Origin of the sequence: Paenibacillus sp. M-152, assembly GCF_003856555.1 — a bacterium.
GTDB classification, from domain to species: domain Bacteria; phylum Bacillota; class Bacilli; order Paenibacillales; family Paenibacillaceae; genus Paenibacillus; species Paenibacillus polymyxa_C.
The window spans coordinates 4,777,597-4,803,304 of the sequence record NZ_CP034141.1 but is presented as its reverse complement, the minus strand read 5'-3'; the positions used below and the strand labels follow the sequence as shown (position 1 = coordinate 4,803,304).

At 45.3% G+C, this 25,708-nt stretch carries 28 protein-coding genes and 1 other annotated feature; of the genes, 20 read left to right on the top strand and 8 right to left on the bottom strand.

Features of this window, described 5'->3' with window-relative positions; genetic code table 11:
• Positions 1-77: 77 nt before the first annotated feature.
• The 12 genes from EGM68_RS21030 (at position 78) to yunB (ending at position 12,158) form a co-directional block, all read left to right on the top strand.
• Complete coding sequence (locus EGM68_RS21030; protein WP_129549956.1) at positions 78-683, top strand: bifunctional transcriptional activator/DNA repair enzyme AdaA; 606 nt, start codon at positions 78-80, stop codon at positions 681-683.
• Positions 664-1,197, top strand: coding sequence for a methylated-DNA--[protein]-cysteine S-methyltransferase (locus EGM68_RS21025; RefSeq protein WP_013372957.1), 534 nt, complete (start codon positions 664-666; stop codon positions 1,195-1,197). Before EGM68_RS21030 ends, EGM68_RS21025 begins: the two co-directional genes overlap by 20 nt.
• A 14-nt stretch (positions 1,198-1,211) precedes the next feature.
• Positions 1,212-2,027: an SPL family radical SAM protein gene (locus EGM68_RS21020; RefSeq protein ID WP_013372956.1), complete on the top strand. Its 816-nt coding sequence runs from the start codon at positions 1,212-1,214 to the stop codon at positions 2,025-2,027.
• A gap of 62 nt (positions 2,028-2,089) precedes the next feature.
• Entirely contained in the window at positions 2,090-2,707 is a 618-nt protein-coding gene (locus EGM68_RS21015) for a DNA-3-methyladenine glycosylase family protein (protein WP_129549955.1), read from the top strand.
• 19 nt (positions 2,708-2,726) lie between these two features.
• The gene (locus tag EGM68_RS21010; RefSeq protein ID WP_129549954.1) at positions 2,727-3,416 is read left to right on the top strand and encodes a DNA alkylation repair protein; all 690 of its coding nucleotides are present in this window, start codon (positions 2,727-2,729) and stop codon (positions 3,414-3,416) included.
• Between the two features lie 70 nt (positions 3,417-3,486).
• Positions 3,487-5,082 carry a response regulator transcription factor gene (locus EGM68_RS21005; protein ID WP_129549953.1) on the top strand — a complete coding sequence of 532 codons (1,596 nt, stop codon included), beginning with the start codon at positions 3,487-3,489 and terminating at the stop codon, positions 5,080-5,082.
• A gap of 23 nt (positions 5,083-5,105) precedes the next feature.
• On the top strand, positions 5,106-6,962 hold the full coding sequence (locus tag EGM68_RS21000) for a sensor histidine kinase (RefSeq protein ID WP_129549952.1): 1,857 nt from the start codon (positions 5,106-5,108) through the stop codon (positions 6,960-6,962).
• A 98-nt stretch (positions 6,963-7,060) separates the two neighbouring features.
• Positions 7,061-8,422 (top strand): ABC transporter substrate-binding protein, encoded by a 1,362-nt coding sequence (locus EGM68_RS20995; protein ID WP_058710777.1) that lies wholly within the window; start codon positions 7,061-7,063, stop codon positions 8,420-8,422.
• Between the two features lie 32 nt (positions 8,423-8,454).
• Entirely contained in the window at positions 8,455-9,357 is a 903-nt protein-coding gene (locus EGM68_RS20990; protein ID WP_013372950.1) for a carbohydrate ABC transporter permease, read from the top strand.
• A gap of 2 nt (positions 9,358-9,359) precedes the next feature.
• Positions 9,360-10,196 carry a carbohydrate ABC transporter permease gene (locus EGM68_RS20985; protein WP_129549951.1) on the top strand — a complete coding sequence of 279 codons (837 nt, stop codon included), beginning with the start codon at positions 9,360-9,362 and terminating at the stop codon, positions 10,194-10,196.
• Between the two features lie 83 nt (positions 10,197-10,279).
• Positions 10,280-11,212, top strand: a complete 933-nt coding sequence (locus EGM68_RS20980) for an aldo/keto reductase (protein WP_013372948.1) — start codon at positions 10,280-10,282, stop codon at positions 11,210-11,212.
• Positions 11,213-11,408: 196 nt separating this feature from the next.
• Positions 11,409-12,158, top strand: a complete 750-nt coding sequence (yunB, locus tag EGM68_RS20975; protein ID WP_013372947.1) for a sporulation protein YunB — start codon at positions 11,409-11,411, stop codon at positions 12,156-12,158.
• Positions 12,159-12,204: 46 nt separating this feature from the next.
• Here yunB and EGM68_RS20970 read toward each other — a convergent pair whose 3' ends face one another.
• On the bottom strand, positions 12,205-13,311 hold the full coding sequence (locus tag EGM68_RS20970; protein WP_013372946.1) for a M23 family metallopeptidase: 1,107 nt from the start codon (positions 13,309-13,311) through the stop codon (positions 12,205-12,207).
• 243 nt (positions 13,312-13,554) lie between these two features.
• Here EGM68_RS20970 and lipA point away from each other — a divergent pair, with 243 nt between their 5' ends.
• Both lipA and EGM68_RS20960 read left to right on the top strand, forming a co-directional pair.
• Positions 13,555-14,457 (top strand): lipoyl synthase, encoded by a 903-nt coding sequence (lipA, locus tag EGM68_RS20965; RefSeq protein WP_016324696.1) that lies wholly within the window; start codon positions 13,555-13,557, stop codon positions 14,455-14,457.
• Between the two features lie 24 nt (positions 14,458-14,481).
• Positions 14,482-15,345: a YutD family protein gene (locus EGM68_RS20960; protein ID WP_058710781.1), complete on the top strand. Its 864-nt coding sequence runs from the start codon at positions 14,482-14,484 to the stop codon at positions 15,343-15,345.
• Between the two features lie 133 nt (positions 15,346-15,478).
• Here EGM68_RS20960 and EGM68_RS20955 read toward each other — a convergent pair whose 3' ends face one another.
• Entirely contained in the window at positions 15,479-16,282 is an 804-nt protein-coding gene (locus EGM68_RS20955; protein ID WP_013372943.1) for an NAD kinase, read from the bottom strand.
• A 66-nt stretch (positions 16,283-16,348) separates the two neighbouring features.
• Positions 16,349-17,647, bottom strand: a complete 1,299-nt coding sequence (gene ylbJ / locus EGM68_RS20950) for a sporulation integral membrane protein YlbJ (protein ID WP_090738322.1) — start codon at positions 17,645-17,647, stop codon at positions 16,349-16,351.
• Positions 17,648-18,058: 411 nt separating this feature from the next.
• On the opposite strand from ylbJ, the gene EGM68_RS20945 reads away from it, so the two are divergent.
• Together EGM68_RS20945 and EGM68_RS20940 are read left to right on the top strand one after the other, a co-directional pair.
• Positions 18,059-18,436, top strand: coding sequence for a globin domain-containing protein (locus EGM68_RS20945; RefSeq protein WP_013372940.1), 378 nt, complete (start codon positions 18,059-18,061; stop codon positions 18,434-18,436).
• A gap of 42 nt (positions 18,437-18,478) precedes the next feature.
• Positions 18,479-19,189 carry a DUF2225 domain-containing protein gene (locus EGM68_RS20940; protein ID WP_017427265.1) on the top strand — a complete coding sequence of 237 codons (711 nt, stop codon included), beginning with the start codon at positions 18,479-18,481 and terminating at the stop codon, positions 19,187-19,189.
• Positions 19,190-19,281: 92 nt separating this feature from the next.
• Here the strand turns inward: EGM68_RS20940 and EGM68_RS20935 are convergent, their stop codons facing one another.
• Both EGM68_RS20935 and EGM68_RS20930 read right to left on the bottom strand, forming a co-directional pair.
• Positions 19,282-19,518 (bottom strand): hypothetical protein, encoded by a 237-nt coding sequence (locus EGM68_RS20935; RefSeq protein ID WP_013372938.1) that lies wholly within the window; start codon positions 19,516-19,518, stop codon positions 19,282-19,284.
• Positions 19,515-19,685, bottom strand: coding sequence for a YycC family protein (locus tag EGM68_RS20930; protein WP_013372937.1), 171 nt, complete (start codon positions 19,683-19,685; stop codon positions 19,515-19,517). Before EGM68_RS20930 ends, EGM68_RS20935 begins: the two co-directional genes overlap by 4 nt.
• A gap of 98 nt (positions 19,686-19,783) precedes the next feature.
• On the opposite strand from EGM68_RS20930, the gene EGM68_RS20925 reads away from it, so the two are divergent.
• Both EGM68_RS20925 and EGM68_RS20920 read left to right on the top strand, forming a co-directional pair.
• The gene (locus EGM68_RS20925) at positions 19,784-21,571 is read left to right on the top strand and encodes a M3 family oligoendopeptidase (protein WP_129549950.1); all 1,788 of its coding nucleotides are present in this window, start codon (positions 19,784-19,786) and stop codon (positions 21,569-21,571) included.
• A gap of 258 nt (positions 21,572-21,829) precedes the next feature.
• Entirely contained in the window at positions 21,830-22,231 is a 402-nt protein-coding gene (locus EGM68_RS20920; RefSeq protein WP_013372935.1) for a hypothetical protein, read from the top strand.
• Between the two features lie 124 nt (positions 22,232-22,355).
• On the opposite strand, the gene EGM68_RS20915 is transcribed toward EGM68_RS20920, so the two are convergent.
• Positions 22,356-22,592 carry an alpha/beta-type small acid-soluble spore protein gene (locus EGM68_RS20915; RefSeq protein WP_013372934.1) on the bottom strand — a complete coding sequence of 79 codons (237 nt, stop codon included), beginning with the start codon at positions 22,590-22,592 and terminating at the stop codon, positions 22,356-22,358.
• A 90-nt stretch (positions 22,593-22,682) separates the two neighbouring features.
• Positions 22,683-23,648: an aldose 1-epimerase gene (locus EGM68_RS20910; protein ID WP_016324695.1), complete on the bottom strand. Its 966-nt coding sequence runs from the start codon at positions 23,646-23,648 to the stop codon at positions 22,683-22,685.
• 141 nt (positions 23,649-23,789) lie between these two features.
• Positions 23,790-24,047 (top strand) — a binding site (T-box leader).
• A gap of 55 nt (positions 24,048-24,102) precedes the next feature.
• Here EGM68_RS20910 and trpS point away from each other — a divergent pair.
• Positions 24,103-25,092: a tryptophan--tRNA ligase gene (gene trpS, locus EGM68_RS20905; protein WP_013372932.1), complete on the top strand. Its 990-nt coding sequence runs from the start codon at positions 24,103-24,105 to the stop codon at positions 25,090-25,092.
• A gap of 43 nt (positions 25,093-25,135) precedes the next feature.
• On the opposite strand, the gene EGM68_RS25815 is transcribed toward trpS, so the two are convergent.
• Positions 25,136-25,303 carry a hypothetical protein gene (locus EGM68_RS25815; RefSeq protein ID WP_016324694.1) on the bottom strand — a complete coding sequence of 56 codons (168 nt, stop codon included), beginning with the start codon at positions 25,301-25,303 and terminating at the stop codon, positions 25,136-25,138.
• A 120-nt stretch (positions 25,304-25,423) separates the two neighbouring features.
• Between EGM68_RS25815 and EGM68_RS20900 the strand changes: the two genes are divergently transcribed.
• Complete coding sequence (locus tag EGM68_RS20900; RefSeq protein ID WP_013311857.1) at positions 25,424-25,645, top strand: alpha/beta-type small acid-soluble spore protein; 222 nt, start codon at positions 25,424-25,426, stop codon at positions 25,643-25,645.
• Positions 25,646-25,708 lie beyond the last annotated feature (63 nt).

The following is a 25,708-nucleotide window of genomic DNA, read 5'->3' as shown; positions in this document are numbered from 1 at the left end:
GAGGGGTACATATGTTCACTATTTAGTTTATAATTTGGATATGAGGAAGGGGACATTGCACAAGAGAGGGGATTAACATGAGCACATCCGATTTATCCATAACAGACGAAAAGTGGAGAGCTATTGTAGAAAATGACAAGTCTTATGACGGGGTATTTTTGTATGCTGTGAAGACAACGAAAATATTTTGTCGCCCCTCCTGCAAATCCCGACCTCCTAAAAGAGAGCACATCCGTTTATTTACATCAGCAGAGCAGGCTTTGGCTGAGCATTTTCGTCCGTGTAAAAGATGTAAACCGACAGGACAACGATTGCCTGATCACGACTGGATCGCAGGAGTTGCAGAATACGTAGATTCGAACTATATGAAGGACTTAACATTGCACGTCCTGGCAGAGATAAGTCATGGAAGCCCGTATCATTTACATCGTACCTTCAAGCGAATCATGCATGTCACTCCGATGGAATATATACAGCGTACTAGGTTGAAACAAGCGAAGAAGCTGCTTATTTGCTCACATCAATCTGTTGCGGAAGTGGGGGAGAACGTAGGTCTGTCCAATATCCCTTACTTTATTACGTTGTTTAAAAAGAATACAGGTTACGCCCCGTTGCAGTATCGCCAACTCGAATCCAAAGCAACTCAAAAAGGAGGTACACAGCATGGTACATCAAATGAATAAAACGATCTATTGGTCATTATTGACGCACGAGGATTGGAATTTATATATTGCAGCTACATCGGAAGGATTATGTTATGTCGGTTCGCTTAATCAACCTGTAGAGGAATTGATAACATGGGCAGGAAGTCGATTTCCCGACAGTCCTTTAGTTGAAGAGGATATCGTTTTACAGCTCTATGCCAAGGAGTTGATTGAATATTTCCAAGGGGAGCGCACACATTTTACATTCCCTTTTGACTTTCATGGAACTGCATTTCAAATGGCTGTATGGAACGCGCTGTGTAATATTCCGTATGGGGAGACACAATCCTATTCAGATATTGCCAACGCTATTCAAAAGCCGAACTCTGTTCGTGCGGTAGGTTCTGCCATCGGTGCTAATCCGATTTTGGTCACCATCCCTTGTCACCGGGTCATTGGTAAGAATGGAGCTTTGACCGGGTATCGTGGGGGGCTGGACATGAAGGTGAAGCTTTTGCAGCTTGAAAAAAATCGCACACACAAATCAATATAGTAGTGAGGTTAGGTATGAAAAATGAGTATTACAAATCTCCCAAGACTCTATTGAATAAAGGAACCGGCTTCTTGTCAGGGTATACACACTCGTTGAACCCGTATACCGGCTGTACCTTTGGTTGCTCGTATTGTTATGTACGCCAATTGCCAGTCTCTACGTTTCGGAGGGAAGCCTGGGGAACATGGGTTGATATTAAAAAAGAGGCGGCAGATATTCTTCGCAAGGAGCTTCGCAGGGCCCAATCTAGAGGGAAAGTCACGATTTTTATGTCGTCAAGCACTGACCCTTATCAGCCGGCCGAGTACAAGGAAGAGGTGACCCGATCTCTGCTGGAAGTGATGGTGGAAGATCCGCCAGATTTTCTCTTTGTACAGACGCGTAGTCCGCTTGTACGACGAGATGTTGATTTATTGCTCCAATTGAAGGAACGTGTACGTGTGAGTATCACGGTAGAAACAGACCGTGAGGATATACGCAAACATTTCACTCCGGAAGCTCCTCCCATCCAGGCTCGTCTCCAAACGCTGCAACTTTTAAAAGAGGCAGGTGTGCCGACGCAAGCTACTATTGCTCCGATGCTGCCAAGCAGTGAGCATTTTGCAGACAAGCTTGTGCCTCTGGTCAACCGTGTCTGTATTGATGATTATTTTATGGGAGACGGCAGCGGGGGAAGGCGGACGCGCAGCTTGAACATTGGTGCGCTGTACGAGTCATTGGGGCTGGAAGAATGGTATCACCCTGCCGCCTATAAGGCGGTTTATGAGCGTTTTCTTCATGTTTTTCCCGAAGAACAGCTCTATGTGAGCAAAGAAGGATTTGAGCCCTGATATGAAAGCAGCCTATGCAATTAAAATGAAGAGTGTACCATACAAGGGGAGCGGGAGAACGAATGGAAACGGTCATGACCAAAAACTTTGACTATGGAGAAAAGGAAGTCAACTACCTGAAAACGGTAGATACCGTACTTGGTGCCGCTATAACGCAAATGGGCAAGGTAGAACGCGTAATCATTCCCGACCTGTTTGCAGCGCTTGTTCATGCGATTGTGGGGCAGCTTATTTCGGCCAAGGCGGTTCAGACCATATGGACAAGGATGCAGGAGAAATTAGGCGCGATCACTCCGCAAAATATAGCCGTTCAGACGGCTCAGGAAATTCAAAGCTGTGGCATAACCATGAAAAAAGCAGCATGTATCCTGAATATAGCCCAAACGATCGAGCAGGGATTGTTGGATTTACAGGAATTATATGAGCTTTCTGATACACAGGTGATCCAGAAATTATCCTCGCTACAAGGGATAGGCCCTTGGACAGCTGAAATGATGCTGATTAATTGCATGGAACGTCCGGACGTCGTCAGTTGGGGCGATATGGCTATTCGGCGGGGAATGATGAAGTTGTACCATTTAGATACACTGACCAAGCAGCAATTTGAGGAGTATCGCCGAGTGTATTCACCTTATGGTTCAGTGGCTTCCATTTATTTGTGGAGCATTTCATTTCGTTAACAAACAGGGAGTGGAAAATATGGAGAAGACCATCAGAGAGCAGATACTGTCACAAGTGGATACGGATTTTCAGAAATTTACGGCTGCATTGCTGCCAACGATTAATAATGTGCTGGGTGTGCGTCTGCCGGTGCTGCGTAAGCTGGCTCAAGATATTGCCAAAGGAGATTGGCGACTTTATCTGGAGACCGCCGAAAGTGAGCACTTTGAAGAAGTGATGCTGCAAGGTATGGTGATTGGTTCTGTAAAAACAGATATTGAGGAAGTTTTGAGTTATACCGCCAAGTTTGTTCCTAAAATTGATAATTGGTCCGTATGTGATAGTTTCTGTGCCGGATTGAAAATCACGAAACAACATAAAGAAAGAGTATGGGATTTTATTCAGCTCTATCTGTTCTCTAAGAAAGAATATGAAATTCGGTTTGGGGTGGTTATGCTGCTGAATTTTTATATTGAAGAACAGTATATTAGCCGGGTGCTTACTTTGCTAGATCAGACCCATCGAGAAGATTATTATGTACAAATGGCGGTAGCATGGGCGATATCAATCTGTTATATCAAGCTGCCTGAGGTAACGATGGCGTATTTAAGTCATAATGCATTAGACAATTTTACTTTCAACAAGGCTCTGCAAAAAATCACAGAATCATACCGGGTGGATCAGGCAACGAAAACGACCATTCGTAGTATGAAACGAAAAAGAAAATAGGATGGGTCCCCGCCTGTAAGTGTTATACTGAAAAAAACATACGTGTATAAGATCGACAGGAGGGGAGTCAGTGAATTCGATCCCGCTGGGAGTGCTGGTTGTAGATGATGAAACTAGGCAGCGTCGTGGGTTGGCTGCCATGGTCCGGGATTTACGTCCAGAATACGAGGTTTGGGAAGCCAAGAACGGGAAAGATGCTTTAAACATTTCATTATCCCAACCGATCCAGATCGTTTTTACAGATATTCAAATGCCGATTATGAACGGGATTGAATATCTTCAACAATTGAGGACATCGGGTCAGCATGAGACCAAAGTTATTTTAGTGACAGTCTACCAGGAATTTAGCTATGCACAGCAGGCGGTACGATACGGAGCGAATGATTATTTGGTAAAACCGGTGCAATCACAGCAGCTTATTGAAGTGATTCAACACATGGAGAAGATCATTGTAGAGGAGCAGGAAGTACTCGGTGAAAATCGAACAGCGTTAAATCAGATCGAGCAGAGCATGCCTGCATTTGTGGAGCATTTGTTTAGCAGATGCGTGACAGACAAGTTGCAGTCGAACGAGAAAAGCCTATTAAAAAGTCACTTTGGGTGGCAGGGGGTAGGTGAAGTTCTCGCATTGGGAGCATCTGCATCCCGCCCAGAGGATATATATACGTGGGATTCTAAGCTGCGAAACACGGTTGTTGAAATATTGCGGCCTTGGGCGTCTTCTGTCGTGTTCCCACTTGAAGTCCATAAAGACCATATGGTCGCCGTGGTGAATTGGAGAGACAGGACTGAAGGCAAGGAGGCCAAAGGTGCACTTCAAGCTGGTCTGAAAAAGGTGGAGCAGCAGCAAGCTATCTCCATTTGGTTTGCTTGGGGTCAGCCTTTTGATTTTGATGAAATGCAAATAAGCCCATCTCACGAAAGGGCTGTTCGCCTGATCTCCATGCGTTTTTATACACCTCACATCAGATGTTTGAACCTTGTCGCTTCAGATAATGACCAGCCGGTACAGGAATTGAGCACTCATGAACAAATAGCCTTTCTAAAATTCGTTGAAAGCGCTATCTCCAATGGAAAGCCCGATCAGTTATTGGAATGGGTACAACATTTCATTGGACGAATGACGCAAGGGTACCCTCCACCTGATGCGCTTAAAGCTAAATTAATACACCTTCTCCTAGTTAGTTTACCACGGTTAAATATAGGGTGGAGTGAGGAAGCCTACTCACGTTACTCGGAACAGTTGAACCGAGCTGTCGAAGAGGCCACATGTCTTCAGAATCTTGAGGATCGTATTGCAGCATGGTTAAAAGAGCTGATTCTTGAGCTTGACGGCAGCTCCAAAGGTGAACCTATCATGAAAAAATGCAAGGAATTTCTGGATACACATCTACATGAAGACCTAAGTCTGGAGATTGTGGCCCGGCGCTTTCACTATAATGCGTCCTATTTTAGCATTCTGTTCAAAAATTATTTTGGGGTCTCGTTCACGGAATATATGGTGAAGCTCAGAATGCAAAAGGCTCGGCACTTACTGCTGCATACAGACGCCAAGGTCGCAGAAATTAGTAGACAGGTTGGTTATAAAGATATCAAATACTTCTTTAAAGTGTTCAAAAAAAACGTAAAGCACACACCTGAAGAATTTCGCAGAAAATTCAATTAATCGTTAGGTGAAAGGAAGGTACAATGCGCCAAGTCAAATATATATATCAAAAATTTTTGGACAGTAGCTTTCGTACGAAGTTGATGCTGTCCTATTTTTTGTTGTCTGGTTTTATCGTTTTGATCCTGGGCTTTGTCTACTTCGAAACTAGTGCGCGGAATATTACTGCAAACGTAACAGATAGTGTTACAAGTGTACTTCGAAGTAATAACCAGCTGCTGGATAACAAGCTGACAGCTATTCAAAAAACCGTAGATATGATTCCAATTGATCATGACCTTCTACAGACCATTACAGACGTGGATACTACGGATTCTTCATCGCTTTTACGAACTGATCGCAGTATTACGAAAATTTTGTACAGATACTTTGGCAATATGGAGGAAGTATACGCTTCTCAAATTATGACGCAAAAGTATGCATACGGAAGTACAGAGCGGATGTATATTCCCGTTCAGCCGTTTTATTCTTCTCCCTTGGCGACAACAGCGGTGCAAGCAGAGGGGGCTACCAAGTGGATTCCTGCCTATTCGTATGCCGACACCTTTCATCAGCAGGATTTAAAACAAGGTTCCTATGATTTTAGTTCTTTATTTGCTGTGGTTAAGCAGCTTCATTTGACTGCATTAGATGATGCTGGAACCTTTCATACGCTTCCTGAAGGCAAGGAAAAGCCTATACTTATATTGAATTTCCGGCCTGATTTGTTAAAGGTCGGTTTTGAAGATTATGCAGCCCGCAGCGGATTTGCACATCTATCCTACGGTATGATTCACGATAACAATGGGATAGTCATGAGTTCAGATCGACAGCAACAAGCGGGGGAGCCGGTGGCAGATTGGCTGAAGAAGGCCATTACTTCGGAACAAGGGACGAAAATGGTAAACGTTAAGGGTCAAAGCATATTACTGGTTTACGAAGCGATGAAGACGACGGGCTGGGTATCGTATATAGCCATTCCCATGGAAGATGTACTGGGACATCTGTCAACGATTCGTACCTACACCTTGTTTTTTTTAGGCATTATGATGCTCATTGCTGTTATCCTTGCTTATTTGCTGTCTGTATACATCAGTAAGCCCATTACAGATATGAAACAGGCGATGAAGGTAATGGAGAAGGGAGATTTTGATATTCGAATTCCTGAACGTGGCTATGATGAATTGGGGGACCTGGTGATCCGATTTAATCAAATGAATGAGAAAATTAAAGATTTGATCGAAGAAAATTACAAATCACGTCTGCGAGCCAAAGAGTCGGAGTTAATGGCACTTAATTTACAGCTTAATCCCCATTTTTTGTATAACACCTTAACGACAATGTATTGGATCGCACTAGAGCATAAACAACAGGAACTGGGCCAATTGATCATTAGTCTGGCGGAAATGCTGCAAATTACGACTCGAAACAAAAATGATACATGGAGCCTGGAAACCGATCTGAATTGGCTGGAAAAATACATTTACATTATGCAAAATCGCTTTGAGAACAAGTTCACGGTGGAATATGATATTGATCCCATTTTGCTTCAGATGGAGGTTCCCAAACTCTTCTTGCAGCCTTTTGTGGAGAATTCAATTATTCACGGTTTCGCCGAAATGGAATCAGGCGGTCAGATTAAGATCACAGCCTGGATCGAAACGCAATTGGTGTGTTTTAAAGTCGAGGATAATGGATTAGGAATTCAAGAAGATCATATATGCCGAATTCAAGCTGGAGAAATCCGGTCAACAGGCATTAAAAATGTAGACAGAAGAGTGCGGCTGTTATATGGGATGGAATATGGGATTGCGCTCCACTCGCCAGAAGGTAAGGGGACATTTGTCCTGATCCGAATCGGAGAAACGCATAGATCTAATCAAATGACACCAATCCAATGAGAGTACGACTTTTCAAAATGTAAGCGTTTGCTAGAATGGATTTAGTGACGAAGCAACAAACGAAAAGATAAAAAATAAACGGTTTGGGGGCGCTACTCATGTTAAAACGAAAGTTATGGATCGTCTGCATGTGCTTGATCGTTGGACTTATGTCAGCCTGTAGTTCAAATGAGAGCAGCAAGCCAGTAGATTTGCAGGGGCACGAGCAAGTGACACTGACCTATGCCAGCTGGGGGAGCACCAATGAAAAGAAGGTTCAACAGGAGATTGCCAAAAAATTCACAGAGAAATATCCGTGGATCAAAATCAACTATATGCACATCCCCGGGGATTACGTAACTAAATTAACGACGATGTTTGCCGCCAACCAGGCACCAGATGTATTTCCTATTTATAAAGCACAGGCTCTGCAATGGGCTGAACAAGGCAAACTATATAATTTAAATGAATTTTTGAAGGAGGATAAGGAGCTAACGAAGGAAAGCCTCATTCCTAATTCAGTTATCTATTGGGATAAGGATAAAGTGGCAGGGGTCAAGGTGACGGAGGAAGCCTTTGCGCTTTATTACAACAAGGATTTGTTTGATGAGGCTGGTGTTGCCTTGCCGCCAGTCAAAGCTGAAGAGGCTTGGACATGGGAACAATTCTTAGAGACAGCACAAAAGCTCACCATTGATAAAGCGGGAAATAATGCGCTCAGCCCCAATTTTGATGCAAGTAACATCAAACAGTATGGAGTTCGGTTTGACACATGGATGTGGCACCTGCTGGTTCCTTCCAATAACGCAAGTGTGATTTCCGACAAAGGGGACTCGCTTAACCTTGAAAACCCTGATGTGATTGAAGCCGTGCAAAAGATGGCGGATCTGATCAACGTGTATCATGTGGCACCGTCGCCGACGCAGTCCAAAAATATTCCTTCTCCGGCCGTAGCATTGCAAAGCAAACGTGTAGCGATGGATCTGGATGGGCAGTGGGTCCAATTGGATCTTGGAGAATCGAAGGTGAATTTTGGTGTAGGCGTGTTACCCAAACTGAAAAGCAGTAAAACAATCCTGTTTGGTGAACCGGAAGTGATTTCTGCCAAAACCAAACATCCGAAAGAAGCATGGATGTTTTATAAATTCTTGCTGGATGCTGAAAGCGGACTTGACATGCATTCCAGCGGATTGTGGATGCCTGTCATGAAAAAGTGGTACACCGAACCAGACTTGATTAGCAAATGGGCAGATGTCAAGCCAGGCCATGCGGAGGGATATCGTGATGCAGTCATGAACCAAACGTTGCATAACGGTGTCAATTCTTACGACTACTATCTGAAAAACTCGGAAAAAATCAATGCGATTATTAACCCGGCGCTAGATCAGGTATGGCTGGGCAAGAAAACGGTGGAGCAAGCATTTAAGGAGGTTTCCGCCAAGGCGAACGCTGAATTTAAGGGAACATATCCGAAAGAATAAGGTGAGGGTCTTGACAGAAAGAGAGGGATAGAATGCAATCGTTATCTTCTATTCGTAAGAAGGAAAATGGGTTGGGGTGGCTTTTTGCCGCCCCTGCTATTCTGGGCTTTGTCATTTTTGTTCTGGGACCGATGATCGCTAGTCTCTGGTTCAGTCTTACCGATTACAAGGTTGCTTCACAGGCCCGTTTTATTGGTCTGGATAATTATGTACACTTATTTGATGGTACGGATCAATTTTTTTACAAATCCCTTGCGGTTACTTTTTATTATGTGTTTTTGAGTGTGCCCCTGCAAATTATAGTGGCTTTCTTTCTGGCCATATTGCTCAATCAAAAGGTAAAAGGTTTGGCTTTTTTCAGGACCGTTTTTTATCTGCCCACGATTGTCCCACTCATAGCATCGTCTATGATCTGGATGTGGCTGTTTGATCCGGACCTTGGCTTGCTGAATGTGGTGTTGCGTGCGCTGCATTTGCCCGAAAGTCAATGGATTTATAGTGAAGGGTCGGTAGTTCCTACACTGGTTTTAATGAGTTTGTGGACCGTTGGGGGGACGATGATTATTTTTCTGGCTGGCTTGCAGGATATACCTAGGCATTATTATGAAGCCATTGAAATTGACGGTGGGAGCGCTCTTCATAAGCTTATCTATATCACAATTCCATTGACATCGCCTACGATTTTCTTTAATACGATTATGGGCTTCATCGGTGGATTTCAGGTGTTTGTCCAGCCTTACGTCATGACTCAGGGTGGACCTAACAATTCCAGCTTATTTTATACATTTTATTTGTTCCGCGAGGCATTTACTTTTTCGAATATGGGTTATGCCTGTGCGATTGCTTGGGTGCTCTTTATTGTAGTTTTAACATTCACTGCCTTTCTGTTCAAGACGGCCCGAAAATGGGTGTATTACGAAGGCGGGGGGGCATGAGGATGAAAAAACATGGCTTGCGTTGGAGCAGAGTTTTTCTCTACACAGTGCTCATTGTGGGGTCACTTTTTTGCGTGTTTCCTTTTTACTGGCTGGTGAGAAGCTCCATGATGGATTTAAGTCAGATTTTTCTGATCCCGCCGAAATGGATTCCCGAGCCTTTTGTATTCGAAAATTTTTTACAGCCGTTTGAAGAGTTATCGTTTGGGCGCTATTTTGTGAACACATTTATCGTCGTAGCAGGTACTTTAGCGGGTGTACTTCTGTCGAGTACCCTTTCTGCCTATAGCTTTGCGCGAATGAGATGGAAAGGAAGAGATAAGGTTTTTGCCGTGTTATTAAGTAGTATGATGCTGCCGTTTGCGGTCACGCTAATTCCGTCTTTTATTGGTTGGCAGGCATTAGGCATGGTTAATTCCTACGTTCCATTGGTATTACCTTCGTTTTTTGGTGGAGGTGTTTTTAATATCTTTTTGCTTAGACAATTTTACATGACTCTTCCGCGAGAGCTGGATGAAGCTGTATTTGTGGATGGGGGCAACCATTTTACGATCTTTACTCGCATTATTTTACCTTTGTCCCGGTCAGCGATTTTGGTCATCGGATTGTTTACATTTTTGAACACATGGAATGATTTTATGGGACCGCTCGTTTATCTTAATGATGAAAGCAAATTTACGTTGGCGATTGGGCTACAGCAGTTTCAGGGAATATATTCGGCGCAATGGGGTGTTCTGATGGCCGCTTCTTTAATTGTCGTGTTGCCAGCTATCATTCTTTTTGCCATAGGACAGAAGTATTTTATGGAAGGCATTGCCTTAACGGGGATCAAGGGATAAGAGCAGCAGCCAGGTACGCACTTTGCTTTTTTTGGAATTTAATAATAAAATGGAAGTAACTTTCGAAAAGGAGATGACGTGAATTGGCAGAGCAAGTGCGTATTGGCAAAACAGATTTATATGTAAAACCAATCGGTTTGGGTGCGAATAAGGTAGGAGGACATAATCTTTTTTCCGGTTTGAACAATGAAACGGGCAAAGAAGTCGTTCGCACAGCTTTGGATAACGGCATCAACTTCCTGGATACAGCTTTTATTTATGGGCCTGAGCACTCAGAGCGGTTGATCGGTGAGGTACTTAAAGAGCGCGGCAAACGTGAGGAAGCTGTCATAGCGACCAAGGGAGCACATAAGTTTGTAAACGGAGAGGTTGTTTTTGACAACTCGCCTGCTTTTTTACGTGAATCCGTCGAATCCAGTCTGAAAAGATTGCAAACAGATTATATTGATCTGTTCTATATTCATTTCCCAGATGAAGCTACACCGAAGGCAGAAGCAGTCGGAGAACTGAAGAAGCTCAAAGACGAAGGTAAAATTAAGGCTATCGGTGTATCTAACTTTACCATTGAACAACTTAAAGATGCGAATAGTGACGGCTATGTAGATGTGCTTCAATCCCATTATAATCTGTTGCAACGGGAAGCTGAGAAGGATCTGCTGCCTTATACTAAGGAAAATGGCATTTCGTTTGTGCCGTATTTCCCGCTAGCTTCTGGACTGCTAGGTGGTAAGTATACGAAAGACATGACCTTCACGGACATCAGAGCGAAAGATCCATTGTTTCAGGGAGATGCATTTGCCCGTAATTTGGACAAAGTGGAGCAGGTACGTGAGATTGCCAATGCGTTGAATGCAGAGGTTGCTCATGTGGTGCTTGCATGGTATTTGACCCGCGATTCGATTGATGCCCTCATTCCAGGCGCGAAGGGACCGGAGCAGGTTCTGGCGAATCTGAAAACGCTGAATGTCCAACTGAGTCAGGCGGATATCGAAAAGATTGACCACATTTTCAAATAATAAGTTGAGTTGAACTGAATCGGATTTGAAATCATATATGTTTAACACCAGGAGGAGCTGCCGGACGGGCGGCTTCTTTTTCGTTTATTTGCGGCATATCCTTCTAAAGTAAGCTCATCGCTGCGGGGGGATCAGAATGAATAGAAAACCGCAATGGCACAGCAGACCGAGCAGACGGCGACGCGGCAGGCGCAGAATGTGGCTCATTGTGGCATTGGCGCTGCTGGTAGGAATCGTACAGGTGGCCGCTTATGTGGAACAGCATTTGAAGCCGCCCATGATGCATCTGGCTAAAGTGCGGGTCAAACAAATGGCGACGGAGGCAATTAATTCAGCAATTACTGCGCAGGTAGAGCAGGGGAAGACTGCTGATAATTTGATCGAATGGAGAACGGATACACAAGGGAGAACCTCTGGATTTGTTCTAAATTATGCGGAGCATATGAGAATTACGTCAGACACACTCAAAGCAGTCAAGGCAACGATGGACAGTATGAGTCATTTTGACGAGAGCGTTCCGATTGGTCAGGCATTGGGGAGTCCGCTCCTGGCAGCTTATGGACCCAAGGTCCCTCTAAAGGTGGAGCCGCATGGAGCAATCAAGGTGGATTTAAATACACGTCAGCAGGATGCGGGCATAAACATGATCTTGGTGGAAGTGTACATTCGAATTACAACGGAAGTGTCTGTGGTTATACCGTTTGAGATGCAACCTCAGATTGTGGAGACGGAAATCCCGGTTTCTTATCTGTTGGTGGTGGGCAACGTCCCGATGTACTACTATGACAATCAGGGTAAACCTGTCGGCAAAAATGGTGCAACCGCTCCGCAGTTGGCACTGCCTTCCCATTCTATAGAGAGTAGCGGCGCTGTAGATTCCAGCATAGAAAGTGTTCCAGAGATACAGGAAGAACCCAATTCCCTCAGGCAGTCTCCAACGCCATAAACAAAGAGGGGATTGGTGTGAGATACTCAGGAAAAACCAAAGGGACCTATGAGGAGGTCCCTTTGGTTTTTCCTGATTTTAGCGCTTTACGTTCGCTCTGCTCCCACTGTCTCAATAACGGATATGGGTCAAAGGACCAGTCTGTCCAGCCATTGTCCCGGTATATACCATAGTGCAGATGTGGTGGAAACTTGCCTTGGGTACCCGGTTTTCCATAGCCCGAGCTTCCGACCCAGCCAACCGTCTGACCAGGCTTGACGATGTCTCCGTTATGAACGGTTTTATCAAAGCCGGAAAGGTGTGCATAGTAGTGATAGCGGTTGTTGAGATCACGAATACCGATTCGCCAGCCTCCGAAGGGATTCCAGCCTTTCATTTCAACCACACCGTAGCAGGTGCTGCGAACCGGAACTCCGTAGCCTGCAAACAGGTCAGTCCCTTCGTGTATACGGTAGCCGCCCCAGCTGCGACGGCTTCCCCAAGTGCTGCGGTAGCTATAAATGCTGCCTAGAGGCAGCGGAAAAGCTTGACTGACCAGATCAAGCTTGCCATACGTCTGATACAGCTTGGCAAACTGCTGAACTCTTTGAACCGAGCGGCTGTTATGGTAATATTCCCACACGGCAATACCAAATTCATCCTCGCTATTTCCATACTTTCCGAGATAAGAAGCGATGCTGAACAGCAAATCCTTGTCATTATTGCGGTCAGCGATTCCATCGCCTGAGCCGTCTTGTCCCAGCCCGGAAAATAGTTCAATGGAACGTGGATTTTGATCCTCGGAATCAGGGTTCAACAGACCGGACCATACTGGTCCTGTCACAAAAATACCTATGATCCGTTCCGCATGCTTGCGATCCTTGGGATGGGCCACCGTAAGTGTGCGTTCGTACTGGTCGATGGCAGCCAGTCTGTACCAAGGGACTCCTGTCAGGGCTTCGATGGAGTGATATAAAGCAAGTCTGGACGTATACAATGAAGACGAAGCGTGTGAAGCATCGATATTTGCTGTCAGGTTATTTCCGGCTGACGAGGACTTTGTGTGCTCTGCAGAGGCATGAGCAGGAAGCGGACAAGCCGTTGTCAGTGTAGTAGCGCACAACAGCAGCGATAACAGACGAACAGCGCGGACTGCCCGCGTAGGGTAAGGCACGTGAACCGACCTCCTATAAAAGGGCTTAACCGCCCAGTAAATTCTTGGCCCGTATTCGCGTAAATAGGGCGCTTTTGATTAGATTGAGCCATATCCGCCGCTTTTATCCATCTCAAGAGTTTACTTTTTCCGGCATCAATGTCATATCAAAAAGGGAACAATGAATGGAGGTTTTTCCATGGCTTTCATGCTATAATGTATGGCAATGACAGCTAAAGCACATCAGAAAGAAGGTCTATGCCATTGTCTAAAAAAGTGAAGGAAGCTAAGCCCGACTGGATTCGTATTAAACTTACGACAGGCGATAACTATCAGGAAATCAAGAGCATGATGCGTTCCAAGACATTACATACCGTATGTGAGGAGGCACGGTGCCCTAATATATATGAATGCTGGGCCAACAGGACAGCTACATTTATGATTTTGGGTGATATTTGTACGCGTGCGTGTCGTTTTTGCGCAGTAAATACGGGAATGCCTACGGAACTGGACTTGCAGGAGCCTGAACGCGTCGCGGAAGCGGCTGAGAACATGAATCTAAAGCACTGTGTCGTAACCAGTGTGGCACGTGATGATTTAAAAGATGGGGGCGCTACAATATTTGCAGAAACGGTTCGTGCGATTCGTCGCCGATTGCCTTTTTGCAGTGTAGAAGTATTGATTCCCGATTTTATGGGCGATATTGAGTCGCTGCGAATTGTCATGGATGCCAAGCCAGATATTCTCAATCATAATATTGAAACAGTGGAACGCATGTCCGACAAGGTTCGGGCTAAAGCGAAATACCATCGCTCTCTGGAGCTGCTTCAACGTGCAAAACAATTAAATCCGGCGATCCCAACGAAATCAAGCATCATGTTAGGTGTCGGAGAAGAGTGGGACGAGATCATACAAACCATGGATGATCTGCGCAAAGTCGATTGTGACATTATGACAATTGGTCAATACTTGCAGCCGTCCGAGAAACATTTATATGTGCAAAAATATTATCCACCGGAAGATTTTGCGAAGTTAAAGGAAGAGGGATTACAGCGAGGATTCAGCCACGTCGAATCCGGTCCGATGGTCCGCAGCTCCTACCAAGCGCATGAGCAGGTGAAGTCGGCCGCTCAGCATAAGGAAGAAAGCGCCCTTTCGCAGGTTTGATCCGGGAAAGGCGGTCAGAATAGCTTGTTTCAAATCGGTGGTAAAAACTATGAAGTGTTGCAGGATCACAAGAACGGGTGGAATCCCGAAGCCTTTCGTGATCGCTATAGTGAAGTGTTGGATCGCTATGATTACATTATTGGCGATTGGGGTTACAATCAGCTTCGCCTGAAGGGGTTTTATCGAGAGGGGCACCCCAAAGCCAATAAGGATACATCCATTGTGGTATTGGACGATTATATTAATGAATACTGCAATTTTGGCTGTGCCTATTTTGTGCTGCAAAAAAGCCGTGAAGTTGAAAATAAGAACGGCACCAGTGATGACTTCGTTCCTCCCGACATCCAGCAGTTGGTAGATGCTCAAAGGGAACAAGCGGGAACGTTAGATTCCGAAGAGCGCCAAGAGGTATCGCAGCCTTCAGCTGGACAAACGGAATGGCCGCAACCACAGCAGGATTCCGCAGCTACAGAGGAGTCACGAGTGGAACAGCCTTCAGAAGCCCGTGAACCACGCGAGTTGCAACGTAGGGAACCGAAGGATGCTCAGGAAGTGCGTGAACGACAGCCACGTGAAGCTCGCGAAAGTCGGCCATCCAGAGAAGGACGTGAAGGAAATCGGCAGCGTGAAGCACGTGATTCGCGCCAGCCAAGAGAACCGCGTGAAGCAAAAGATGGGCGAAGTTCGGGGGAAGGGCAGCAAGCCCGTGAACCACGTAGGCAGCGCAATCCGCAAGGAAATTTCGATAAAAAAGAATCGCGTGGGCCACGCTATGATCGCCAGCCCAAGGAAAATCGGGAGGGACGGCAAGTTCGTGTCTCGCGTGAACCCGAGGGCCAGCGTCAAAAAAATAAAACATTCACATCTTCACAACAAAACGGTTCCTGAATTTTCAGGAGCCGTTTTGTTTGTAAGTTCCTCCAAGGCTGCCAAGTTATGACCAACTTTTTGCCTATTTAAAGTGGGGATATGCCCTCCTGATCAATTAAAAAAAGAGCCGGAGTCGGCTCTTTTACAAGTTCTAATTGAGAAAAGCGTTACGTACCCGATCCCAAAATGGGAAAGGACGGTAACGAGCGAAGCTGATCTTCTGACTTGCAACCTGACATCGAACAGAGATTAAGTCATCCACAGGAAAGTTCAGGTGATCTACTGTCAGTAGAAGACGCTGATCTTTCCGTGAAAAAATATCACAATGATGATGTTTTGGCAGTAGCAGTGGTGATCCCAGTGTCCGGTACACACGGTTATTAATGGAAGCGATCTCAGTTAATTGCAATGCTTCGATGGTAGGGTGAACCATAGCTCCGCCAAGTGCCTTATTATAGGCGGTCGTTCCTGAAGGTGTAGAAACACATATTCCGTCACCACGGAACATTTCAAAGGTGATATCGTTAATATCTACTTGGGCAACGACCGTGCCATCTACCCCTTTTAACGTAAACTCATTCAGGGCAATAAAAGAAGCATTGCCTGATTTCTTATGAATTTCCAACTCAATCAGTGGATACTTAACGATTCTCGGGTTAAGCGGTCCCTCAGATCCGCTTTGGCTCATCAGGTGGATTAGCTCCTCCAGCTCGTCCGCACGCCAATCCGCGTAAAAGCCCAGATGACCGGTATGTACACCAACAAAGGCTATATCCGGAATGCGGTCAATGAAGGTATGAAACGCATGAAGCATCGTACCATCGCCTCCTATAGACACGACGATTTCCGGCGATTCGGCATCCAGCTTGAAATTCTTTTCTTGGGCAAGACGGTGAAATTGCTGACTCAAGTCCATGGAGTGCTGATCCCCGCGATCCAGAACATAATATCTCAAGATGAAAAGCTCCTTTGTCATGGGTATATACCGATCATAATCAATTATGAGCAAGAACACAATCGTTCATTGCCGGTGTATTCCTCTCAATCGTACGAATAAGCGATTTGTACCCACGCTTAACCAGGAGAGAGCCAGCATTCCAGTCAGTATACAAGCAAGAAGCAGCAGACTTTGCAGTAGCATAGCGGACGAGAAGCCAGGGGACCATGCGATATCATGTACCGGAGAAAAGACCGGAGAGCTTCCCTGTCCCATTAACGGGCGCCATAACACGAGAGCTAGCAGTGCGGAGATGATCCCATGCGCAGCCCGGGCCAGCAAAAATGGCATATAGCGGAGATTCGTCATATTTAAAATACTTGCAACCTGTGCATGGACCGATAGCCCGCCCCAGGAGAGAACAAAAGCTGCTGCAGCTACCTTGAACGGTAATGCCGCTGCTGCGGCTCCACCTGCAGCTTGCGCACCTAAAGTGACTTCAAAAATACCACCTACGATGGACTCTGTTAATGCAGGAGGAAGACCACAGGCAGACAATAGGCTAGCCGTAAGCAGATGTAGCCCGCTCATTAAGCCAGAGTTCGTCAAAGCTTCTAAAATGACGCAGAAGAATACAACCAGCCCTCCTACGACAATAATAAGGCGTAGGGAGGAAGCAATCGCCTGACGAAGCAACTCACCCAATGGACGTCCGTCTTCCAAACGTGCTGTATGCATAGCATATAACGCTTGGCGCAGTGGTCCAGGCTGCTTATTGCGACCTGTTGTTATTGTGTTAGCAGACTTCGACCAGGTTTTTTGAGGAGGCTGAGAACGTTCGCTGCGAATATCGTTTTTTTCTGAACGGGAACCATGAAAACGCATGAGTAGTCCGATGATGAGAACACCACCGTAATGGGCCGCTCCCAGTACGAGTGCAATTTCGGGTTGATGGAAGAAGCCAACCGAAACTGCACCGATCAGAAATATCGGATCAGAGGAAGTCGTAAACGCGACCAAACGTTCACCTTCAATGCGTGTGATCCATTTTTGCTCCCACAGCTTTGCGGTTAATTTGGCCCCTATAGGGTAGCCGGATGCACAGCTGACCGCAGCGACAAAACCCCCGCAGCCAGGTACACGGAATAGAGGTTGCATCAGTGGGTCCAGTAGCGCACCTATGAAATGAACAATTCCAAAGCCGAGAAGAAGCTCGGAAATAACGAAAAATGGGAATAAGGACGGGAATAGCACATCCCACCAGATGGCAAGACCGCGAAGCCCGGCATTCAGAGAAGATTGCGGATACACGGCCATCAGTATGAATAGGAATAACAGCATAAGGATGAGCAAAGGAAGCGAGAAACGGTGGTACAGCGACATAGAGGCCCCTCCTTTGGAGTTGTACTATTATACCTATGTCGGGGATGGACAAAGAGTACAAAAAAGTAAAGAAAACGATTACATGGAATGCTGTTTTTTTGTAAAGAGTATGTTAAAATAAAAAAACAACGATTCCATAACCTTAAGGATGGAGTGATCAGGATGAGTATCGTTGCCGGTCTGTTTGTATGTGCTTTTGTGTATGTAATTCGTGCCTCTCTCGTCCATCCCGGTGAAGAGGATTGGCGGAGCTATTAGTGGTATTCATGGAATGACGAAGCGATGTGCAGCGAAGCAAACCTCTTCATATGTTAAATTGATAAAATGACGCTTATTTTTAGCGTCATTTTTTGTTTTTTGTTATAATACGAGTGTATATTTATTACCATAGCACAGAAAGTTGGAGGAAAAGTGAATCCTAGCCTGAGCATTTATGACAACCTTGGGGGTGCAGAAGGTATTCGTGCTATTATTGAGGCCTTCTACCCGAGAGTTTATAAAGATCCGTTGTTAAGTCCCCTGTTTCCTAAAGACATGGAGCCGGTAAAGGAAAAGCAGTTTATGTTCCTGAGCCAGTTTTTTGGAGGGCCGTCCCTCTTTTCTGATGCATATGGTCATCCGATGTTACGTGCCAGACATATGAAGTTCCCCGTGACGGAGGAGCGAGCAGAGGCATGGTTGTCTTGTATGGCAGATGCGTTAACGGATACGGGAATTGAGGAGCCGCTTCGTTCCATCATACTTAGTCGTTTGTCCGGTCCTGCGCATCATTTTGTAAATACCCCGTAAGCTTTCGGGGATTGCCGAATTTTGGAGAGGGTTGTAAAAACATTGGAACTTGAACCGTTATATCAGATCAAAATCGTCTGCCCACAGTGCGAACAAGAATTTCAGACATCCCGTGTCAGACCAAGCCTAAAGAAGGCTATTCGTACCGATTCAGATTTTTGCGCTTATTATAAGAACGAAAATCCGGATTTTTATGTCGTACGGGTCTGTCCTCATTGTGGATTTACTTCGACAGAGCACTCTACCGTTCAGTTAAGCGATCAGCAAACCAAGCTATTTAAGGATAAAATTGGTAATCGCTGGCAGCCTCGCGAATATGGCGGGCATCGTAGCTGGGAAGAGGCATTAGAAACGTACAAATTGGGTTTACTCTGTGCACAGGTCATCGGAGAAAAGGAACGCGTAGTAGCCAGTTTATTGCAGCATATTGCATGGATGTACAGATACCAGGGGAATGAGGAGCAGGAGCTTCGCTTTCTCAAATTTAGTTTGGATTCCTATGTTCGAGTCTATGAGCTGGAGGGCGTCGGTGCGAATAATGCCAAACTGCTTTATCTGATTGGTGAACTGCATCGACGTACGGGTAACTTTAACGAAGCAGTACGCTGGTTTTCGCGTGTCATTAATGACAAGAAAATTATGGATGCAGCAATGATTAGAGCTTCTCGTGAACAGTGGTCTGTCCTGCGTGAACAAATGCTGGCAAAAAACTTCCAGCTACCTGAGGAAATGCAGAACGCAAGCTCCTCTTGAAGAAATAAAGGTGTGAACTATGACCGATCTAGGCTCATAGTTCACACCTTGTTTGTAAAACGAGTTATCTTATCTTGCAACTGCCTCATAAGTTAATGATGGCGCAACGTGGTATCTGACAGCAAATAATCGTCGTCACAATCCACCAAAGTAACCTTGTTATGGCAGCATGGAAACACAAGCAGCTTTTTCATGCCTTCATGAATGAGCTTAAGCTCTTTGGGCTTCAGGGGTAGCAAGACGTTATCATGATTGCAAAACGGACAAGACTGTACATAAACATCTCCCATGACAATGTCATAAGGCCAGGTTTTATCAAAAGGAATCATGATTTGTCCGATTCTCCGCCGTTCGAGCCAGCGGTGTCTTCTTTAGCCAGTTCGGCCAGCTTTTGCATCAAAATGTGCTGGGGTGTATGCATAAGGTGTTCCAGCGGAATGCCGAGTTTTTCGGATAATTTCACAGCCGTTTCCGGCGAAATTTGTAAGGGTCTCATCCTGTTTTCCTCCTAATTGTAGTGATTGTATCATCACGATGTAGCTTTATTGTATATGAAACCACATGAATTCGCCAAAAAAGAAAGGTGGAACTATTATGAAAACACCGTTAAAGCAAACTTGGGATCTGGAATCTATTTTTAGCGGAGGCTCTTCCTCTGCCTCATTTCATGCATTTTTGGAAGAACTGGAGAGCAAGGTCCAACAGCTGCAATCCCAGCTTAAAGTAGCCAAAGTGCCACAAACGGTGTTGGATACTGAGCGTCTGGATAGTGTTCTGAATAGCATACAGGAGCTGTTTAATGGAGCATCGCAGGCAGGTTCTTTTGTATCTTGTTTAACTGCTCAAAATCAGCATGACAAGCTGGCTGTTCAACTGGGGGCGCGTGTCAATTCATTATATGCCCAAGGGAAAAGTGCTTTAGTCGCTTTTCAGAACTTGCTGGCACAAACCAGTGAAGACATTTGGCAGAAGTGGATGGAGCGCGAAGCGATCAAGCCGATTTCTTTTGTCCTGACTGAATACCGGAACGAAGCGCGTGAAAAAATGGCTCCTGAGCTGGAGAGCCTTGCATTGGATTTGGCAGTGGATGGTTACCATGGCTGGGGTGACTTTTATGATACCATTGTCAAAAATATGACGATCCCTGTGCCTGAAAATGGTGAGATTGTAAACTTGTCTGTGGGTCAGGCAGCTAATAAGCTGGATGAAGCAGATCGCAGCGTACGTAAAGACGTATTTGCACGTTGGGAAGAGGCATGGACTCAGGTTGAGGACTATTGCGCCGATACACTGAATCATCTGGCAGGTTTCCGCCTCAAGCTATATGAAAACCGAGGCTGGACAGACGTGCTCAAGGAACCGCTGGAAATCAGCCGTATGTCAGCCCAAACGTTGGACACGATGTGGCAAGTGATTAATGAAACCAAGCCTATTGTAGTTAAATACCTGGAGCGGAAAGCCAAGCTTCTAGGCTTAGAAAAACTGTCCTGGCATGACATTGAAGCTCCGCTGGGAACATCAACCACTAAAATCCCTTACGACGATGCAGCCGCAACGATTGTTGAGCAATTTGGTAAATTTAGTTCGAGAATGGCTGACTTTGCCCAGATGGCTTTTGAGAAAAGCTGGATCGAAGCAGAGGATCGTCCAGGCAAACGTCCAGGCGGGTTTTGTACATCTTTGCGTCTAAGCAAAGAAACCCGTATTTTTATGACCTATGCCGGATCACCATCGAACGTTTCGACACTGGCCCACGAGCTCGGACACGGTTATCATCAGCATGTGATGAATGAATTGCATCCATTGAATCAAAATTATGCTATGAACGTGGCTGAAACGGCATCGACGCTGGCAGAACTGATTGTATCAGATGCTTTGCTGGAAGCTGCTGAGGGTCAGGAGAAGGTAGCTTTGCTGGAGGATAAAATTCAGCGTGGTGTAGCCTTCTTCATGAATATTCATGCCCGTTTCCTATTTGAAACCCGTTTTTACGAACTGCGGAAAAAAGGTGTTGTAGGAGCACAGCAATTAAGTGAGTTGATGGAAGAAGCGCAGCGTGAAGCGTTTTGTGATGTTCTGGATGAGGCTCATCCTCATTTTTGGGCTTCCAAGTTGCACTTCTATATTACGGAAACTCCTTTCTACAACTTCCCATACACATTCGGGTATATGTTCAGTGCAGGGATTTACGCTTTTGCGAAGGAAAATTCGGATGGCTTTGCCGACCAATATGATGCTTTGCTGCGTGATACAGGTCGCATGACAGTAGAAGAACTGGCCTCCAAGCACTTGGGTACCGATTTAACACAGGCTGACTTCTGGCGTAACGCCGCACAAGTTACTGTTCAGGATATTGAGCAATTTTTGCAAATGACAAAATAACCGAGTTATTTTAGAAGGTCTCCCGTAAGGGGGGCCTTTTTTGTGATTTTTGCAGAGGATGATGAATAAAGTCGCAAAATGTCGAAGTGTAATTGACACTACCTGTTAGCGAAATTTAAAATGATGGATATACTTAGAAAATAGTTATAAATACCCAATTATGTTGAATTTGATTGTAAGCTTAAAAACCTTCGCATATAATTGAGTCGTAAGACCTATTAAATATTTTAATACAAGGTATATAGGAGGGTTTTTTTAATGGATGAAGTAGGTCAATTGTCGTTGGCGAGGCAGATGGATATCGTTTTTAAAGAATTGGATAATGAACTGGCGGGTTTATCGTCAGGCATCGTATTTGTACAAATACGGAATAATGTAGTTGGTAAATTTGGGATTCGGCATAATCCAATTGCAGGCAAAGGAGGCACATTTGCAGCAGTAGAACCAGGCTTATCTGTACAGCATCGGGATCATTTTCGGCGTATGGCTCTGGAAACGCTAAATCACAAGCGTAGCTGGACTCATGGTGAGATTGCTTTCGATTTTGCCATCAGACAAGGAACAATCTTGGTAGATGCAACCTTAGAATCCAACTACAACATGGCGAATCTCATGATCCGCTATAACAAGCCTACATATCGCGCGGCTAAATCTGAATAATCATCGACATTAAAAAGAGCAAAGTAAAGAGCGGTCTTCTTATGAAGACCGCCTTTGTTATATACCCGTTATAACGTATTTTGGTAAATTACGATAACGGAATGCTCATGTGGAATAATGACGCTTATTGACCTGAACGACCGGATAATTGCTGTTCGGCCAGCTGTACTAAGCGTTTAGTGATATAGCCTCCCAGAGACCCAGCTTCACGGGACGGCATATCACCATAGTAACCGTCTGCCGGAATGGTGATGCCCAGTTCTTGCGCAGCTTCATATTTCAATTGTTGCAATGCGTTGTTGGCTTGAGGAACGACTAGAGTATTGCTACGACGTCCTCTGCCTTGATTGGCTTCATACATGTGTAGTCACCTCCTTCGGCTGTGATGAGGTTAGTATGCGACAGAGTTATGAAAATATGCGCCGAAGGAAGGAAAGTGACTATAGGGAAATTACGGATATATGATATGAATCTGAGTTTTGAGGTCGATGGATTGTTGAGGCTCCAGACGGATCAACCCACCATCTCCGACTGGGTCTGGGAAATTGGGAGCATCAGATAGCCAGGTATAAGGCTCAATGCAAAGATACTGATCGCATTCCCCTTTGGTATATAGCACCCAATATTTAAAGTATTGCTCATCTGCTGTGTAGCGGATTTGATAGCCATCATCACGAGTCAAAACAGCTTCAGCAGGGCCTTCCGTTGCTCGCAGCACAGTATCCAAATTTGTTCCTTTCAGAGATAGACCTGAGGAGAGCTGTTCCAAATGATCTAAAGAAGTAATGACACCTGTAGGCAGCTGCTCAATATCCTGTTCGTATACTCCATTCACCGGTAGCTTCAGGCGCCAGCGCTCAGGTTCTCCATCCACCATAAACCAAGTGTGGTATCCCAAGCCGAATGGGGCTGTTTTTTCACCTAGATTTGTGACGCGCAGCGTTTGACTTAATACGGTGCCCTGCAAACGATACGTCATTTCCAGCCGCAAAGGAATGGGGTATTGTTCCATCCAGTGCGGATCACTTTCTGTCAGAAGCTCGGTTGTTACGCTGCAACCATCTTCATCCTCTTCAATATCGCTGCAACGCCAGGATTGATTGCGATGCAGACCGTGTATATGATTGTCGTTGGCTGTATTACGGTCAAACTGATATGGGACGCCGTCAAACTCAAATTGTCCTTTGCGAATTCGGCCAGGAGGAATCAAAATAGGTAAGCCAAAATGATATGGCTTTTGTAAATAAAATGCCAATTCTTCCTCGCCAGGTCGACGTACGATATCCCGGTTCAGCTTCAGATCACGCACGGAAATAATATTATTCCCGAGACGAGGGATCATTGTAACTTCCAATTCACCACTATGTAAAACATACGTGTCGTAACCGTTCCAGTGTTCTTTGGTCACTTGTTTCATATTCATGCTCCTTTGTCCACTATAATCGGTTGAAGCTTCGTGTCATTATGATAACAGATTTTTGGTCATATGGCACAATCGTCATTTGACAATAACAGTAAGCGGAATTATCATTAATGTAGCTTAGAAAGAAATGACATGGATAACACGATGATGAGGACAAGTAAGCTTTTGCATAAGCTCTTCAGAAAGCCGGTGGTGGATGAGAACCGGTGAGCCAGCACTGCTGAATGGACCTTGGAGTGCCGCACAGAACAGGATTTTGCTTTCCTCAGTATGACGGCCGATTGCTCCCCGTTAACGGAGCTTTAAGATTGCAGCGGCCACGGGGGATAGCTCCGACAACTAATAGGCTGACGGCAATGAATAAGGGTGGTACCACGGTCTCGCGTCCCTTGAGGATGTGGGGCCTTTTTGCGTTCTAAAATATTGAAATAAACGGAGGAGGAAGAATATGAAAATCGTACTTTCAGGTATTCAGCCTAGTGGACAACTTACTTTGGGTAATTACATCGGCGCAATGAAAAACTTTGTTAAATTGCAAGAGGATCACCAATGTTACTTTATGGTTCCAGATCTTCATGCGATTACCGTACCGCAGGAACCAGCTCAATTACGCGAGCAGTCGGAGGCGGTGGCGGCATTATTTATCGCAGCGGGTATTAACCCAGAGAAATCCAACGTCTTTTTACAATCCCATGTTCCTCAGCACGCTGAGCTGGGATGGTTGATGACGACACTGACGAATATGGGCGAGCTCGAACGTATGACTCAGTTTAAGGACAAGTCTGCTGGCAAGGATTCCGTAGGAGCAGGGCTGTTCGTATATCCGTCGTTAATGGCAGCCGACATTTTGCTCTACAATGCGGATCTTGTCCCAGTAGGTGATGACCAGAAACAGCATCTGGAGCTGACACGGGATTTGGCGGGCCGCTTTAATCACCGTTATGGAGATTATTTTACTGTTCCCGAGCCGTATATTCCTGAAGTAGGGGCGAGAATTATGTCCCTGGATGATGCATCCAAAAAAATGAGCAAGAGTAATCCGAATGCAGGCAGTTTTATTGCGCTGCTGGACGATCCGAAAGTTATACGCAAAAAAATCAGCCGCGCCACTACCGATTCGGGCAGTGAAGTTAAATATGATCCGGCCAATAAACCGGAAATTAGTAATCTAATGAGCATTTACAGCCAGTGTTCCGGTTTGTCGCTCCAAGAAGTGCAGGATCGTTATGAAGGCCAAATGTACGGGACATTTAAAAAAGAACTGGCAGAGACGGTTGTAGCTATGCTTGAACCGATTCAGCAGCGCTATCGCGATATCCGGGAATCCGGTGAAATTGGACATATTTTGGCCCAATCCGCAGAGCGTGCTCAAGAAGCTGCTGAAGTCACGCTGTCTGCGGTTAAAGAGCGTATGGGCTTTTTGCCACGTGTACGCTAGAGCCCATTGAAGACAAGGCAGTTGGGGTTTTCTACAAATTGACTTAAGAGCGACGTTGTCGGGCCTTGATTACGAAGCCCCAGCCGATATTGCCGACAGATAAAAGCCCCAGTAATATAGCAAGCCATGCAGAATAGCTGATGGATATAGCGGCTGCTGTCAGCAGGACAATGGATGAAACGGCGAACCATAGGGATAGACCTTTGCTCATGGTAAAAACCTCCAGCCTTCGAATGTTGAATTTCAGGAATAAGTAGATGTAAGTGAGCCATAATAATCTTGCAAGCTTGCAATGAACCTCACTCACAAAGAACTGAAAGGAGATTCAAATATGAGCAGACGTCGTTCAAACAACCTGCAAGTACCGCAGGCCAACGCCGCTTTACAACAATTAAAATATGAGGCAGCTCAAGAACTGGGCATCACCATCCCTCAGGACGGTTACTTCGGTAATGTCGTTTCCCGCGAAACAGGTTCTCTTGGGGGATACATCACGAAAAAGCTGGTCCAACAAGCAGAACAATCCTTGTCGGGCAGCAGCCGCTTGCAGTAATACACATAAACACTCCCATCTTGGAAGCTGTATTATGAGCAGCTGTGATGAAGGAAATCCGGA

Excerpts from the sequence above, each read along its gene's own strand:
- EGM68_RS21000 (WP_129549952.1), top strand. The coding sequence starts at position 5,106 with ATGCGCCAAGTCAAATATATATATCAAAAATTTTTGGACAGTAGCTTT.
- EGM68_RS21020 (WP_013372956.1), top strand. The coding sequence starts at position 1,212 with ATGAAAAATGAGTATTACAAATCTCCCAAGACTCTATTGAATAAAGGA.
- EGM68_RS21010 (WP_129549954.1), top strand. The coding sequence starts at position 2,727 with ATGGAGAAGACCATCAGAGAGCAGATACTGTCACAAGTGGATACGGAT.
- EGM68_RS21015 (WP_129549955.1), top strand. The coding sequence starts at position 2,090 with ATGGAAACGGTCATGACCAAAAACTTTGACTATGGAGAAAAGGAAGTC.
- EGM68_RS20915 (WP_013372934.1), bottom strand. The coding sequence starts at position 22,592 with ATGTATGAAGCCAATCAAGGCAGAGGACGTCGTAGCAATACTCTAGTC.
- ylbJ (WP_090738322.1), bottom strand. The coding sequence starts at position 17,647 with ATGTCGCTGTACCACCGTTTCTCGCTTCCTTTGCTCATCCTTATGCTG.
- trpS (WP_013372932.1), top strand. The coding sequence starts at position 24,103 with ATGAAAATCGTACTTTCAGGTATTCAGCCTAGTGGACAACTTACTTTG.
- EGM68_RS25815 (WP_016324694.1), bottom strand. The coding sequence starts at position 25,303 with ATGAGCAAAGGTCTATCCCTATGGTTCGCCGTTTCATCCATTGTCCTG.
- EGM68_RS20935 (WP_013372938.1), bottom strand. The coding sequence starts at position 19,518 with ATGATTCCTTTTGATAAAACCTGGCCTTATGACATTGTCATGGGAGAT.
- EGM68_RS20985 (WP_129549951.1), top strand. The coding sequence starts at position 9,360 with ATGAAAAAACATGGCTTGCGTTGGAGCAGAGTTTTTCTCTACACAGTG.
- EGM68_RS21030 (WP_129549956.1), top strand. The coding sequence starts at position 78 with ATGAGCACATCCGATTTATCCATAACAGACGAAAAGTGGAGAGCTATT.
- EGM68_RS20900 (WP_013311857.1), top strand. The coding sequence starts at position 25,424 with ATGAGCAGACGTCGTTCAAACAACCTGCAAGTACCGCAGGCCAACGCC.
- EGM68_RS20920 (WP_013372935.1), top strand. The coding sequence starts at position 21,830 with ATGGATGAAGTAGGTCAATTGTCGTTGGCGAGGCAGATGGATATCGTT.
- EGM68_RS20925 (WP_129549950.1), top strand. The coding sequence starts at position 19,784 with ATGAAAACACCGTTAAAGCAAACTTGGGATCTGGAATCTATTTTTAGC.
- EGM68_RS20910 (WP_016324695.1), bottom strand. The coding sequence starts at position 23,648 with ATGAAACAAGTGACCAAAGAACACTGGAACGGTTACGACACGTATGTT.
- yunB (WP_013372947.1), top strand. The coding sequence starts at position 11,409 with ATGTGGCTCATTGTGGCATTGGCGCTGCTGGTAGGAATCGTACAGGTG.
- EGM68_RS21025 (WP_013372957.1), top strand. The coding sequence starts at position 664 with ATGGTACATCAAATGAATAAAACGATCTATTGGTCATTATTGACGCAC.
- EGM68_RS20995 (WP_058710777.1), top strand. The coding sequence starts at position 7,061 with ATGTTAAAACGAAAGTTATGGATCGTCTGCATGTGCTTGATCGTTGGA.
- EGM68_RS20930 (WP_013372937.1), bottom strand. The coding sequence starts at position 19,685 with ATGAGACCCTTACAAATTTCGCCGGAAACGGCTGTGAAATTATCCGAA.
- EGM68_RS20990 (WP_013372950.1), top strand. The coding sequence starts at position 8,455 with ATGCAATCGTTATCTTCTATTCGTAAGAAGGAAAATGGGTTGGGGTGG.